Source organism: Pannus brasiliensis CCIBt3594 (assembly GCF_036688125.1).
Lineage (GTDB): Bacteria > Cyanobacteriota > Cyanobacteriia > Cyanobacteriales > Microcystaceae > Pannus > Pannus brasiliensis.
In genome coordinates this window covers 47,765-61,439 of record NZ_JBAFSM010000029.1, presented here as the reverse complement: position 1 = coordinate 61,439, position 13,675 = coordinate 47,765, and the positions used below count along the sequence as shown (strand labels likewise).

The following is a 13,675-nucleotide window of genomic DNA, read 5'->3' as shown; positions in this document are numbered from 1 at the left end:
CTCCTGACTCCTGCCTCCTGACTCCTGCCTCCTGACTCCTGCCTCCTGACTCCTGACTCCTGACTCCTGCCTCCTGACTCCTGCCTCCTGACTCCTGACTCCTGCCTCCTGCCTCCTGCCTCCTGCCTCCTGCCTCCTGCCTCCTGGATTACCCGATAATACAGCCCGATCGAGCCGGTAAACTCAGTTCGATCCGTCCGGAATGCCAGGAAACATGACCTTTCCCGTAGAGGATATGGTGCGGGGTCGAGTGTAAACCGTCGATCGAGAACGAAACTCGCGACGACGATTCCCCGACGTTAACCGCGACGATCATCTCGTGACGCTCCAAAACTCTCGCGAAAACGTACACCATCTCGTCCGCGTAGAGAATCTGATAATTTCCCGTCCGCAGTGCCGGGTATTGATGGCGGAGATAGATTAATTCCTTGTGATAGTCCAAAACCTCCCGATCCCAGTCTTTTTCCTCCGGGAAAGCGCGCCGGCAATCGGGATCGATCCCCCCTTCTAACCCCACCTCGTCCCCGTAATAGATGCTCGGGGTGCCGGGGAAAGTGAACATCAGGAGGGTGGCTAACTCCACGGTCGCTTTATCCCCACTGGCGATCGTGAGCAAACGGGCGGTATCGTGACTATCGAGAAGATTATATTGAGTTAATTGAATTTCCCACGGATAGAGAGCCAGAATTTCCGTGATTTTCTCCCCGTATCGCTCCGCCGTGAGCGCGGGATAGGGTTTATAAGCGGCTTTGTCCACGTAATTCATTTTCACCCGATCGCCGGCCACCAGGGCGATCGTCGCCTCGGTGAACAGGTAATTCATCACCCCGTCGAACTGCAAACCGTCCAGCCATTGCCGCGCGTCGTGCCAAACTTCCCCGACAATATACGCCTCCGGATTGATGTTTTTTATCCGACTGCGGAATTCTTGCCAGAAACCGGGGGTTTTAATCTCGAAGGGGACATCCAAGCGCCAACCGTCGATCCCTTTTTCTATCCAATACTCGCCCACCCGCATCAAATATTCGCGAACTTGCGGGTTATCGTGGTTAAACTGGGGCAGGGCGCGAATTCCGAACCAACTCGCGTAATTCGCGGGCTGGCTATCGTCGTAGGGAGACAGCGGCCAATCCTCGATCCGGAACCAATCGAGCCACGCGGAAGCCTTGCCGTTTTCCAGGATATCGTGAAAGAAAAAGAACCCGCGACTGGCATGGTTGAACACCCCGTCGAGAATCACCCGGATGTCGCGCGCGTGGGCCTTTTCCAGAAACGCGTCGAAGGCTTCATTTCCCCCCAACATGGGATCGACCTGATAGTAATCGTGGGTGTGATAGCGGTGGTTGGCGGCCGATTGAAAGATGGGGGTGAAGTAAATCGCGTTAATTCCCAGATCCTGAAGATAGTCTAACTTCTCGATCGCCCCCCAGAGATCGCCCCCCTTATACCCGAACAGCGTCGGTTCGGAGTGCCATTCTTGAAGATCGTGCGGTTGTAGTAAACCGAGTTTCGGGAAGTGGGTTCGGGCGAATCGATCGGGGAATATCTGGTAAAAAACGGCGTTTTTCACCCAGTCCGGCGTTTTAATATCCATAGTCGGTTATCGAAAAGATAGCTCGCCTCCATCCTATCGATTCTGACGGAACAGGTGAGAGTGTCCGGGGTGATAAAGTCGCGATCTTGCCGGGGAAAGATTATTTAACGCGGGACTAATGAGATAAAGAGTGGTTCTAACGAGATTTTCCTGACGGGTTAACTCGGCGATTCTCTCTAACGGCACGATCCAGATCCGCTCGTCCGGCCAACCGACACGAAAGCAGACGGCGACGGGAGTATCGGCCGCGTAGTGTTGTAATAGTTTCTCCTGTGCCGATTCGATATGCCGGGCGGCGAGATAGAGGCATAAACTGGCTTTATGCGCCGCGAGCGAGGATAATTCCTCGGCTTCGGGCATAGAGGACGCTTGCCCACCGATACGGGTGAGAATGATCGTCTGCACGAGTTCGGGGATGGTTAATTCCGTGGCCAATTTGGCGGCGGCCGCTTGGAAGGCGCTGATACCGGGGACTAACTCGAAGGGGATATCGGCTTCTACCAGTGCCTGCATTTGCTCTTGGATGGCGCTGTAGAGGGTGAGATCGCCGGATTGGAGACGGACGACGGAAAGACCGTTTCGCACTCGATCGATCATCATCGGTAGGATATCCTCTAGGGTGGTGCTACCGGTGGGGATCAATTCCGCGTCGGGGCGCGTGTCCTGTAAGATCTGTCGGGGAACGAGGGAGTTCGCGAAAAAGATCGCGTCCGCTTTCTGGAGGATACGATAGGCTTTGACCGTCAGTAGTTCGGGATCGCCCGGCCCCGCGCCGATAAAGTATACCGAGGGTTTCAGAGCGGGGGCGTGATTCGTCATCATAAATAATGGGGAGATCGATAAAAGTAGCGTGAAGTGGGGGAGTTAGCCGTGGGGGGGGTTAGCGCGGCGTAACCCACGAGAAGCTTTTCCCCTTCTTCATTGTCTCGAAAAAGTTCCCCGTGTCCCCACTCCCCACCATACCGAAGGGCCGATTCAGTTGTTGAAAAGTAAAAAAGGCGTGTAACTGGGCTGAAATCAAGAAGCCTGAAAGAGCTTTACACGCCTATATAGCTTAAAACATCCGCTTTGTCTCTATCATTTCCGATCGAGGGATCTTTCGGTGTAATCTCGATCGAGTTTCGGGATGATACTTATCAACGTCTACCGGAGAGAGAGATCGCGGGGGATCGATAACCGAGATCACAAAAGATCCGTGATAGTACGGGAAAACGGGACGGAAGCCGATCGCTAAAATTCCCGATACGGCGGGAAAATTCCCGATCGATCGCGGAAATCGAGCTTTTACAGCAATCCCTCCAAACGGCGCCGGATGCTGTCTAATTCCGCCTCGGGGATCTCCGAGGGATCTTCCTCGGCAGGGGGAACCTCTTCTTTTTGCCAGTCGAGTTCCTCGACGTTGCTCTCCGGGGGGATCGCCAGCATTCCCTCCTTGATTAGCTCCACCTCGTACCCCGCGCTCCGACAGAATTCTTCTACTTCCTCCGAATCGATGCGCTCGACAGCAGGGGCGGGAAAATCTTGCGCCTCCAACAACAGAGCGTACCGGGTCGCGTCGTCCTCGGATTCAAACATCAATACTTTATTGATGTGTCCCATCTGAATCGTGTGGATACCCTCGCTATCGGTTCCCGCGTTATAAAGTAGTACAAACACTCGCATAGGTCACTGGATCGGCGATCGATGTTCGGTGGTCGTTTATAGTCATTGTACCGCCGACAAGCGATCGCTCGTCACGGTTCCGTTCAGTTTCTCGTCAGCCACTTCTGGCCGTTGAGCCGTTGTAGGGTATAGAACAGCAGGAGATCCAGACTCACCTTCCGCTCGTCGATCATGAACGATTCGATCGTGCTGGGCGGTTTATCGTTCTCGCCGTAGGAAAAAGCTTTCGGCCCGTTGATGCTCTCTTCGAGAAAATAAATGGTGAACTGGCGTTTTTTGTCGAGCCAACTGCCCGCCACCTGCCAGCAATCCTCACCCGTCGCGCCGACGAGGGGAATTTTCCCTTTTTGAAACGCGAGCGCCAGATCGGTAATACCGAGCTTGGTTAACGCGTCCTGTAACGCGGGAAGGAAATGCTGTTCGATAAATTCCCCGAACGGTTTGTCTTCGATCGTCGGTTCTTTCGGTTTTTTGGCGGCAGGGGCTTTCGCGGGCTTGGCGGCTTCCGCGGTCGGGGTTTCGGGAGCGGTGGTTTCTTCTGCCATATTACTCGATCGACAATATAGAGGTAAAAAACGATTTTGTCCCCTATCCTATCCTATTTCGATCCCCGCGGGCGAGCCTCCTGTCTTGACGGGACATCCCGATCGAACGAGGGGGAATTCTCTTTCCCTATCTTTCGCGCGCGATCGAATTCGGGCGATCGCGGGTAGAAAAGCGATCGCCTTCCTATAATAAAAGTGGATTCCCCGCGTGACGGGCAGAGGTGGGGGAAGTGGAAAATTCGATCTCTACTGAAGGATTTATCCTATGACAGCCGTTACCGAGAGCGATTTGAAACGCTTAGAAGACCTGATCGTCAACGGACAGAAAGCGATCGAGAACCGATTAACCAACCTAGAAACCGGACAGAAAGCGATCGAGAACCGATTAACCAACCTAGAAACCGGACAGAAGGCGATCGAAACCCGATTAACCAACCTAGAAACCGGACAGAAGACTTTAGAGCTAGGGCAATCGGATATCAAAGGGGATATGAAAGCCCTAGACGCGAAAATTAGCGGGCTGAACGAGAGAATCAAGCCGATCGATAAAATTCCCGACCTCGCGGAAAAAGTCGGAGAATTTAAAATTTGGCGACAGGTCGTTATTATCGCCTTTACCGCCCTGGTCAGTGGCGTGGTTACTTGGATCGTTCGGAATTCGCTGTTGAATCCGTAGACATCTGCCCGGAATTCAAAAATTGTCGTGTGGTTCGGGAGTCAGGGGGCAGGAGGCAGGAGGGTAGGGAGTAGCGTTTTCTCGCCCTTTTTTGTGGGAAACAAAGTTTCTAGGTTTTTCCGATCCAGATCGACAGGATAACGCTCTCCCCACTCCCCATCTCCCTCACCTCCCTCATCCCCCCATCTCCCATCCCCCTGTTTCCGATCGCCCCCATCATTTTCCGCGACGGGGTTAAGATCCTATACAGTGAGGTAAGGGATAAATTATTTTAGAGAAAGAGCCGATATGCATCTAAGTGAAATCACCCATCCCAACCAGTTACATGGTTTATCACTCCGTCAATTAGAAGAAATCGCCCGTCAGATTCGAGAAAAACATTTACAAACGATCGCCGCGAGCGGGGGACATCTCGGCCCCGGATTGGGAGTGGTCGAACTCACCGTCGCCCTCTATCAAACTCTCGACCTCGATCGGGATAAAGTGATCTGGGACGTGGGACACCAGGCATATCCGCACAAACTTCTCACCGGACGCTATCAAAATTTCCACACCCTGCGCCAGAAAGATGGGGTCGCCGGTTATCTCAAACGGTGCGAGAGTAAATTCGACCACTTCGGCGCGGGCCACGCTTCCACCAGCATTTCCGCCGCGTTAGGCATGGCCCTCGCGCGCGACGCGAAAGGCGAGGATTTTAAAGTCGTGGCGATTATCGGTGACGGCGCTCTGACGGGAGGGATGGCCCTAGAAGCGATCAACCACGCGGGACACCTACCGAACACTAACGTGATGGTCGTTCTCAACGATAACGAGATGTCCATCTCCCCCAACGTCGGCGCGATCTCCCGCTATCTCAATAAAGTCCGTCTCAGCGATCCCGTCCAATTTATCACCGACAACCTCGAAGAACAATTCAAACACCTACCTTTCTTCGGTGACTCCCTCACCCCGGAAATGGAACGACTCAAAGAGGGGATGAAACGTCTCGCGGTTCCCAAAGTCGGCGCGGTGATCGAGGAATTGGGTTTTAAATATTTCGGCCCGATCGACGGTCACAACCTGCAAGAATTAATTACCACCTTCAAACAAGCGCACAAAGTTCACGGTCCCGTCTTCGTCCACGTCGCCACCGTCAAAGGCAAAGGCTACGAACACGCGGAGAAAGATCAGGTCGGCTACCACGCGCAGAATCCTTTTAACCTCGCCACCGGGAAACCCATCCCGTCTAATAAGCCCAAACCCCCCGCCTATTCCACGGTTTTCGGTCAAACTCTCACGAAACTGGCGGAAAATGACCCCAGGATCATCGGCATCACCGCCGCGATGGCCACGGGAACCGGGTTAGATAAATTTCAAGCGAAACTACCGAAACAATATATCGATGTCGGTATCGCCGAACAACACGCGGTAACACTGGCCGCGGGTCTCGCTTGCGAGGGAATGCGTCCGGTGGTGACGATTTACTCCACCTTCCTACAACGCGCCTTCGATCAGGTGGTTCACGATGTCTGTATTCAAAATCTCCCCGTTTTCTTCTGCATGGATCGCGCGGGAATCGTCGGCGCGGACGGCCCCACCCATCAGGGGATGTACGATATCGCGTACCTACGCTGTATTCCCAACCTGACGATCATGGCTCCCAAGGACGAGGCAGAATTACAGCGGATGCTCGTCACCGGGGTCAATCATACCACCGGCCCGATCGCCATGCGTTATCCCCGCGGTAACGGGTTAGGGGTTCCCCTCATGGAAGAGGGATGGGAAGAGATCCCCATCGGCAAAGGCGAGATCCTTCGCAACGGTGACGATGTTCTCCTGCTCGGTTACGGCACGATGGTCAATACCGCCATGCAGGTCGCGGGAATTCTCAGCGAACACGGAATCGAGGCTACAGTGGTAAACGCCCGTTTTGTCAAGCCCCTCGATACAGAACTTATCTTCCCCCTCGCCCGACGGATCGGTAAGGTGGTGACGCTAGAGGAAGGCTGTCTGATGGGTGGTTTCGGTTCCGCGGTAGTAGAAGCGCTCGCCGACGAGAATATTCTCGTTCCCGTCAAGCGCTTCGGGGTTCCCGATAAACTGGTGGATCACGCGAAACCGGAAGAATCCTTCGCCGATCTCGGTTTAACGAGTCCGCAGATCGCCGAACAGGTTCTAGGCGCGTTTTTCAGCCAGAAACAACCTAGCGCGGTAATTTAATCCGGGATTTTAGAAACACCGAGTCGGGGGGACATCTCCCCGACTTTTTCAATGGGCGCGATAGATTTTTGTGAATCGTGAAACGTTGCCGGCAGTCCGCACTTCGGTATATTTGAAGTTATGTAAAGGCTTTCGCGAGGTCGATCGATCCAACCGATAGAATTTATAATCGGGTCTCTTTACAGGGAGAAAATCAAGACCACATTTTCCCGAGAGATCGTATCCCGATCGATTCCCGAAATTATAAGAAAATGGTACAAGAACAAAAGCCTACGGTCATCATTACCGGTACGACTTCCGGTGTCGGTTTATACGCGGCCAAGGCCCTGTGCGATCGGGGTTGGTACGTGGTTCTAGCCTGTCGCGATATTCCGAAAATGGAACAGGTCTCGCGGGAATTAAATCTTCCTCGGGACAGCACGATTATTGAATATCTCGATCTCGGTTCCCTAGAATTGGTGCGGCGTTTCGTGAAAAATTTCCGGGCGATGGGTAGACCCCTAAACGCGCTAGTGTGCAATGCCGCGATTTATATGCCCCTACTCAAAGAACCCTTGAGAAGTCCGGAAGGGTACGAGTTGAGCATGGCGACCAACCATCTCGGCCATTTTCTGCTGTCGAATCTCCTCCTAGAAGATCTGAAAAATTCCCCCGCGGAAGACCGTCGTCTGGTGATCCTGGGAACCGTCACCCATAACCCGGACGAGTTGGGTGGAAAAATTCCCCCGCGTCCGGATTTGGGAAATCTGGAAGGGTTCGAGCAAGGGTTTAAAGAGCCGATTTCTATGGCCGACGGCAAGAAATTCGAGTCGGTGAAAGCTTATAAGGATAGTAAAGTCTGCAACGTGCTGACGATGCGCGAACTGCACCGACGCTATCACGACTCGACTGGCATCACGTTCACCTCTCTCTATCCCGGTTGCGTGGCCGATACTCCCCTCTTCCGCAACCATTACCCCCTGTTCCAAAAACTCTTCCCCCTGTTCCAGAAAAATATCACTGGGGGCTATGTTTCTCAAGAGTTAGCCGGGGAACGGGTGGCGATGGTCGTGGCCGATCCGGAATACCGTCAATCGGGGGTTTACTGGAGTTGGGGCAACCGTCAGAAGAAAGACGGGAAATCTTTCGCGCAACGGGTTTCCCCCCAAGCGCGCGACGACGCGAGAGCCGAGAAAATGTGGGATCTCAGCGAGAAATTAGTCGGATTGGCGTAAGTTGAGATCGTTTGGAGAGGTCGGGGATTTTCAGACGAGATCCCCGACTTTTTCGGGGGGATATTCGGCGCGTAAATTCTTGTTCTCGTTCGATCGCTCAAGGTCGATCGAAATTTTCCGGATAACGTTGTAATTGTTAGTTCATCTTCGCTTTCGAGATCAACTTACAGCTAATAGTTCATCGAGCTTGCTTTTCAGGTTCGGGGATGTCATGAGGGGATTGTAGACTTCTCCCGCGTAGGGTTGCCAGACATAACTAGGGCTAAAGGGTCGAAATAATGGCAATATTCCTAACTCTCGTTCGAGTGATTTGGCTAAAACCAGTCCGGGAATAGACAGGTTGGAGGATTCTTCGATAAGCTCGCTGTAAGTCCTGAATTCATCGACTTCAACACCAACTAGCGCGTAACGGAATGGGGGAGCAAATCGTAGAGACTGATAAAGTAAGATACCTAACTCTGTCATTAAGTAAGCGCTTTCAGGGCTGTCTATACCCACTTCACTAAGATTATCGGGCGAAATCCGACACCACCAGTTTTCTTCTAGGTCTTGAAATCTGTCCGCGCGGCACCGGTACGGTTGACTATTTGACAGTACCCATGATACTCCCTCAAAATGTTCGGCAAATTGATGGGCGTTGCCCTCGTCAGAACCACATTCTGCCGACAAACTAAATATCCATACCATTTTCATCGCCTCCTATTTCGTGTGTATCCCACTAATCAACCCTTTCCCAATATTTTTGAGTTTTTGCCAATGCTGTCTCGTACTTTTCTAGAGCCATTGTAACTCTTGGCATGATGCTAACGTGGGTTGAACTCAGAAGTGTTGAATCACTTAACAAAACTTAATACTAGAGAATATAGCAACTCTATCTATCCCGAATTTAGTTTGAAAACGCTAGTTTGTCAAACCAATGCACGAAACTTTTTTCCGATTTCATAAAACTCAAAAGACACCGAAGTTTGTCGAGAATTTTCTGTCCGACAAAACTCGCTACTTCTAACAATTGGAGAAAAAGATAAGCGATTAAACTTGCGTAAACTTGAAGCGTGATACCGTTGGTATTTTTCGTGATAATTCGGTCTAGCTTTAAGTGCATTTTTAAAAACTTCCAAAGAAGTTCTATTTGCCACCTCTGTCGATAAAGTTCTTTAACTTCTTCGTCGGTAAAACCGCTTTCTCCCGAACTTGGCAAATTCGTAACCAAACGATATTCTTTTCCTTTTTCGTCTCGAAAAACAATCACTCTTGCGAGAAGTTCTCCTTGTTTACCGATTTGATAAATGCCATTCTCTCGACTTTCTAAGGTCGTATTTAAATTCAATCTCATGAGAAAGTATCGTTCTTCCTCCCCGAGTAATTGCTCGATTCTCTCTAGCTTACAAAATCCTCTATCCATCATCAGGACTCGGTTCACGGGAGTTGCGTCTAAAGTTTCTTCCCCGTATTTACTATCGTGACCGTTTCCGAAATGAAGATGGACTCCACCCACTTCCGAGGTCAGTGAATCTAGCCCGGCGAACAATTTTAATTGATGGATTCCTAGTGTCCATAAAAGCTTGCTGGTTAGAGTAACTATCGTTGAATCGACCGGGAAAAAGCCGAGATTTTTATTGGGATTATTTCGCTTTAATTCTCGATTTAATTCTTCAAAAATTCTCTCTAGAATTTTCGGGTCTCGATGATTACTGGCTTTACTAAACGTACTAATGTCGATCTCGATTCCCTGTAAGTTCAGTTGTTGAAATAGTCCTCTCATGCTCTCGATACCGGGGTCGAGAACGTAATTTAACCAAATTGATGCGAATAGTCTCGTGGTTAATTTCGGATAATCGTCATCGGGTAGACGACCGAGAACTTTCTTGACAAGCGAGGGTAGGTTCGATAGCATTAAATCAGTATTTAATTGAAATATAGCCTCTATTATATCATCTTAGAGGCTTTTTTTTATCGCTTTGTTTCTATCGTTCAACACTTCTGATTAAAAGAGTCGAGAATTATTTATGGCAAGGACAGATAGATGAGGGTCTAGGAGAAATTTCGCGATGGTCAGGTAAGGAGGCGCGCAATTTTCGAGCTTACGTGCCAAAACATCGTTCGAGGATTCCCGATTATAGCTTGTATCAAGAATTAGGAATTTGTATCGGTTCGGGAAGTGTCGAGTCGGCGATTAAACAAATCGGCAACCGGATGAAAATCGTCGGGGCTCAGTGGAAAGCGGATAACATACCCCGGTATTTAAATTTACGTTGCGCCTATCTCAACGGAGAGATCCGCTAAGTTTTTATACTTAGCGCAAAAATGGGATGCTCCCCGCGATGGGAAAAGGGGAAAGGTATCCGGATCGGGCTTTCCCCTCACCCGTCTCCCCGCTAGAACCAAAGAAATCGGTACACGAAAGAGGATTTAGATTATGGCCGATACTTTGTACGATCGAGATTTACAATTATGGATCGATCGAACGATCGAACAGTTACAGCAACGGGATTTCGAGTCGCTAGATATCGAGCATCTGATCGAGGAGTTGGTGGATTCGGGAAAGTCCGAAAAAAACGGATTGACGAGTAACTTGAGAATTTTATTGTGTCATCTACTCAAGGTAAGAGTTCAGCGGGACGCACCGGAAACGATGACGGGAAGCTGGTATAGTTCGATATTAGAACACCGACAAAGAGTTCTCGATAATGTAAACAATACTCCCTCGCTAAAAAGTTTTTTATCGGAAGCGATCGAGATAGCCTATCCGGACGTGCGGAAACTGGCGATTAAAGAGGGAAAACTGGCGAGATTCGGCGTTCGGGTTCCCGCGGAAAGCGAGTATCCGTCCATCTGTCCCTTCTCGATCGATCGAATTCTCGACGAGGATTTTTTCGGCGTGTAAAATCGTCGGGAGACGATCGAATCGCGAGATCCCCCGATCGCCAAACTCGTGACTTTTAACGGAACCGTAACCCGAATCGTGTGACAAAAAAATATTGACAAGAATAATAATTCATGATAGGTGAGAAAAGAGATCGATCGAACCCGCTCGATCGGGAGAAGGCGATCGGGTTTTCTCTATCTTTAGATAGATCTGGTTTCCCGTTAAGTTCACTCTTGGAGATGTTTTTAAAAAAAGGCGCTACAGGGAGATCTAGGATAAGGAAAGAAGAGTTAGAGAGACCAGTATGATCGAGCTAATCGAGGCGATACTCACCAGCCCCGAAAAAAGCGATTTACAGCAGTTTTTGCACCAGCTACGCCAACAAGAGCAGAGATATTTACTGCATAACGATATCCTGAATACCTTTATTCAATACTGTATCGATCGGGCCAAATCCGAACGCTTCTGTCAATCTTCCCTACTCCAAAAACTCACCTACTACACCCAGGAAATCATTCTCGATAGCGAGACCTATTGCTGGGTCGTGCGTCCGAAAATCGGGCAACAGCAAGCGATTCTCTTAACCGACGATCTCTCCTACGAGATGATGTCGGTGCAGGATTTACTCGATCTCCGCGATCGGTTCGTGAACCATTATCACCCCGAATCCGGCGATCTCCTAGAAATCGATTTCCATCCCTTCTACGATTACTCCCCCGTGATCCGCGACCCGAAAAATATCGGTTCGGGGGTACAATTTCTCAATCGCTATCTATCGAGTCAACTGTTTCGATCGGACGGCAGATTACTCGAACTCGCCTTCGATTTTTTGAGATTGCATCACTATAACGGGGTGCAACTTCTCATTAACGATCGCGTCAACAACCAGCGTCAACTTTTCGATCGGGTCAAAAACGCCATCACCCTCCTGGAAACCTACGATCCCGAAACGCCCTACCAGGAATTCCGCTTTAAATTTCAAGAGATGGGATTCGAGCCGGGGTGGGGAAATACCGCCGAAAGGGTCAAAGAAACGCTAGAATTACTCGATCGACTCATAGATTCACCCGATCATCTCGCTCTCGAAGAATTTCTCTCCCGTATCCCGATGATCTTCCGGATCGTCCTCGTCACCCCTCACGGGTGGTTCGGTCAGGAGGGGGTGTTAGGCCGGCCGGATACCGGGGGTCAGGTGGTGTACGTGCTAGATCAGGCGAGAAATCTGGAGAAACAACTCAAAGAAGACATTATCAACGCCGGATTAGCCGGATTAAACATCGAACCCCAAATTATCATCCTCACCCGGTTAATCCCCAACAGCGACGGGACACGCTGTAACGAACGTCTGGAAAAAGTTTACGGGACGGAAAATGTCCACATCCTACGCGTTCCTTTCCGGGACTTCAACCCCAACGTTACCCGGAATTGGATCTCGCGCTTCGAGATCTGGCCGTATCTGGAAACCTTCGCCATCGATGCCGAGAAAGAATTACTCGCGCGATTGCGGGGAAGACCGGATCTGATCGTCGGCAACTATTCCGACGGGAATTTAGTGGCTTTCCTTCTGGCGCGGAAATTGAAAGTAACCCAGTGTATTATCGCCCACGCGCTCGAAAAATCGAAATATCTTTTTAGTAATCTTTATTGGCAGGAGTTGGAGAGCCAATATCATTTTTCCCTGCAATTTACCGCCGATCTAATCGTGATGAACGCGGCGAATTTCGTCATCAGCAGTAGTTATCAGGAGATCGTCGGCACGACCGATAGCGTGGGACAGTACGAATCCTACCAGTGTTTTACCATGCCGGATCTCTATCACGTCGTCAACGGGATCGAGCTATTTAGCCCGAAATTTAACGTCGTTCCGCCGGGAGTGAATGAAAGTTACTATTTCCCGCACACGAACTCGGAAAATCGCTTGTTAGGGGAAAGGGAACGCTTGGAAGAGCTTTTGTTTACCCTGGAGGATAGCGATCGGGTGTTCGGTAAACTGGAAGACCCCGAGAAACGGCCGATTTTCTCGATGGCCCGGCTCGATCGCATTAAAAACCTGACGGGATTGGCGGAATGTTTCGGCAAGAACCCGTTATTGCAGGAACGCTGTAATTTAATCCTGATCGCGGGAAAATTGAGAGTGGAGGACAGTACCGATCGCGAAGAGGCCGCCGAGATCGAGAAACTGTACCGTATTATCGATCAATACGACCTGTATAATAAGGTGCGCTGGTTAGGAATCATGCTCCCGAAAGCCGATAGCGGCGAGATCTACCGGGTAATCGCCGATCGTAAGGGAATTTTCGTTCAACCCGCGTTATTCGAGGCTTTCGGGTTAACGATCCTCGAAGCGATGATCACCGGTTTACCCACTTTCGCCACCCGTTTCGGGGGGCCGCTAGAGATTATCCGGGATCGGAAAAACGGTTTTCTAATTAATCCCACCCAACCGGACGAGATGGCCGAGATTATCCTCGATTTTCTCAATCTCTGCGATCGAGATCCGGGATACTGGGAGAAAATATCGCGGGCCGCGATCGATCGGGTGTACAGTAACTATACTTGGAAAATTCACACCGGTCGCCTCCTTTCCCTCGCCCGAATTTACGGCTTTTGGAATCACGCTTCCAAGGAAAACCGCGAGGAATTATTGCGCTACGTGGAAATGATTTTCTATCTCCTTTTTAAACCCAGAGCGGGACAGTTATTAGAAGAACACGCGCGGCGATAGACTAAAAAAGAGTCGGGATCGACCGAAAAATCTTGTCTCGTAGGTTGGATTGAATGATGCGAAACCCAACAACTGGGAGGGTCTTAAGCGGTCGCTCGACATGAATTTCCTGGTTAAGATAGGCAATAGGGTTATCAAAATGTGCAATGGATTTTGTTGAGGCAATTAAAATTATATCCGCCAGAAATTGCTAG

At 50.3% G+C, this 13,675-nt stretch carries 11 protein-coding genes and 2 pseudogenes; 6 read left to right on the top strand and 7 right to left on the bottom strand.

From position 1 onward, the window contains the following. Window positions 1-148: 148 nt before the first annotated feature. From V0288_RS15265 to V0288_RS15250, 4 genes are all read right to left on the bottom strand, one after another. Entirely contained in the window at window positions 149-1,594 is a 1,446-nt protein-coding gene (locus V0288_RS15265) for a glycoside hydrolase family 13 protein (RefSeq protein WP_332865984.1), read from the bottom strand. Between the two features lie 33 nt (window positions 1,595-1,627). Further along, window positions 1,628-2,416, bottom strand: a complete 789-nt coding sequence (gene cobM / locus V0288_RS15260) for a precorrin-4 C(11)-methyltransferase (RefSeq protein WP_422661986.1) — start codon at window positions 2,414-2,416, stop codon at window positions 1,628-1,630. Between the two features lie 462 nt (window positions 2,417-2,878). After that, window positions 2,879-3,256, bottom strand: coding sequence for a DUF3110 domain-containing protein (locus V0288_RS15255; RefSeq protein ID WP_332865983.1), 378 nt, complete (start codon window positions 3,254-3,256; stop codon window positions 2,879-2,881). An 83-nt stretch (window positions 3,257-3,339) separates the two neighbouring features. After that, complete coding sequence (locus V0288_RS15250) at window positions 3,340-3,801, bottom strand: DUF2996 domain-containing protein (protein WP_332865982.1); 462 nt, start codon at window positions 3,799-3,801, stop codon at window positions 3,340-3,342. Window positions 3,802-4,066: 265 nt separating this feature from the next. Here V0288_RS15250 and V0288_RS15245 point away from each other — a divergent pair, with 265 nt between their 5' ends. From V0288_RS15245 to V0288_RS15235, 3 genes are all read left to right on the top strand, one after another. After that, window positions 4,067-4,477, top strand: a complete 411-nt coding sequence (locus tag V0288_RS15245; RefSeq protein ID WP_332865981.1) for a hypothetical protein — start codon at window positions 4,067-4,069, stop codon at window positions 4,475-4,477. Window positions 4,478-4,765: 288 nt separating this feature from the next. After that, window positions 4,766-6,676, top strand: a complete 1,911-nt coding sequence (gene dxs / locus V0288_RS15240; RefSeq protein WP_332865980.1) for a 1-deoxy-D-xylulose-5-phosphate synthase — start codon at window positions 4,766-4,768, stop codon at window positions 6,674-6,676. A 251-nt stretch (window positions 6,677-6,927) separates the two neighbouring features. After that, entirely contained in the window at window positions 6,928-7,890 is a 963-nt protein-coding gene (locus V0288_RS15235) for a protochlorophyllide reductase (protein WP_332865979.1), read from the top strand. Window positions 7,891-8,049: 159 nt separating this feature from the next. On the opposite strand, the gene V0288_RS15230 is transcribed toward V0288_RS15235, so the two are convergent. The 3 genes and pseudogenes from V0288_RS15230 to V0288_RS15225 form a co-directional block, all read right to left on the bottom strand. Continuing rightward, the gene (locus tag V0288_RS15230; RefSeq protein WP_332865978.1) at window positions 8,050-8,583 is read right to left on the bottom strand and encodes a hypothetical protein; all 534 of its coding nucleotides are present in this window, start codon (window positions 8,581-8,583) and stop codon (window positions 8,050-8,052) included. Window positions 8,584-8,608: 25 nt separating this feature from the next. Next, window positions 8,609-8,710: pseudogene (locus V0288_RS25275) on the bottom strand (Tse2 family ADP-ribosyltransferase toxin); the annotation flags it as partial. Window positions 8,711-8,776: 66 nt separating this feature from the next. Beyond that, the gene (locus V0288_RS15225) at window positions 8,777-9,784 is read right to left on the bottom strand and encodes an IS4 family transposase (protein WP_332865977.1); all 1,008 of its coding nucleotides are present in this window, start codon (window positions 9,782-9,784) and stop codon (window positions 8,777-8,779) included. 164 nt (window positions 9,785-9,948) lie between these two features. Here V0288_RS15225 and V0288_RS15220 point away from each other — a divergent pair. The 3 genes and pseudogenes from V0288_RS15220 to V0288_RS15210 form a co-directional block, all read left to right on the top strand. After that, window positions 9,949-10,173, top strand: a pseudogene (locus V0288_RS15220) (ISKra4-like element ISMae18 family transposase); the annotation flags it as partial. 133 nt (window positions 10,174-10,306) lie between these two features. Next, window positions 10,307-10,774 (top strand): DUF29 domain-containing protein, encoded by a 468-nt coding sequence (locus tag V0288_RS15215; RefSeq protein ID WP_332865976.1) that lies wholly within the window; start codon window positions 10,307-10,309, stop codon window positions 10,772-10,774. Between the two features lie 286 nt (window positions 10,775-11,060). Beyond that, complete coding sequence (locus V0288_RS15210; protein WP_332865975.1) at window positions 11,061-13,481, top strand: sucrose synthase; 2,421 nt, start codon at window positions 11,061-11,063, stop codon at window positions 13,479-13,481. The last annotated feature ends 194 nt before the right edge of the window (window positions 13,482-13,675 follow it).

What these genes read in the sequence shown, in the direction of transcription:
- V0288_RS15265 (WP_332865984.1), bottom strand. Translation starts at nt 1,594, where the DNA reads ATGGATATTAAAACGCCGGACTGGGTGAAAAACGCCGTTTTTTACCAG.
- V0288_RS15245 (WP_332865981.1), top strand. Translation starts at nt 4,067, where the DNA reads ATGACAGCCGTTACCGAGAGCGATTTGAAACGCTTAGAAGACCTGATC.
- V0288_RS15215 (WP_332865976.1), top strand. Translation starts at nt 10,307, where the DNA reads ATGGCCGATACTTTGTACGATCGAGATTTACAATTATGGATCGATCGA.
- V0288_RS15210 (WP_332865975.1), top strand. Translation starts at nt 11,061, where the DNA reads ATGATCGAGCTAATCGAGGCGATACTCACCAGCCCCGAAAAAAGCGAT.
- V0288_RS15225 (WP_332865977.1), bottom strand. Translation starts at nt 9,784, where the DNA reads ATGCTATCGAACCTACCCTCGCTTGTCAAGAAAGTTCTCGGTCGTCTA.
- V0288_RS15255 (WP_332865983.1), bottom strand. Translation starts at nt 3,256, where the DNA reads ATGCGAGTGTTTGTACTACTTTATAACGCGGGAACCGATAGCGAGGGT.
- V0288_RS15235 (WP_332865979.1), top strand. Translation starts at nt 6,928, where the DNA reads ATGGTACAAGAACAAAAGCCTACGGTCATCATTACCGGTACGACTTCC.
- V0288_RS15250 (WP_332865982.1), bottom strand. Translation starts at nt 3,801, where the DNA reads ATGGCAGAAGAAACCACCGCTCCCGAAACCCCGACCGCGGAAGCCGCC.
- dxs (WP_332865980.1), top strand. Translation starts at nt 4,766, where the DNA reads ATGCATCTAAGTGAAATCACCCATCCCAACCAGTTACATGGTTTATCA.
- V0288_RS15230 (WP_332865978.1), bottom strand. Translation starts at nt 8,583, where the DNA reads ATGAAAATGGTATGGATATTTAGTTTGTCGGCAGAATGTGGTTCTGAC.
- cobM (WP_422661986.1), bottom strand. Translation starts at nt 2,416, where the DNA reads ATGATGACGAATCACGCCCCCGCTCTGAAACCCTCGGTATACTTTATC.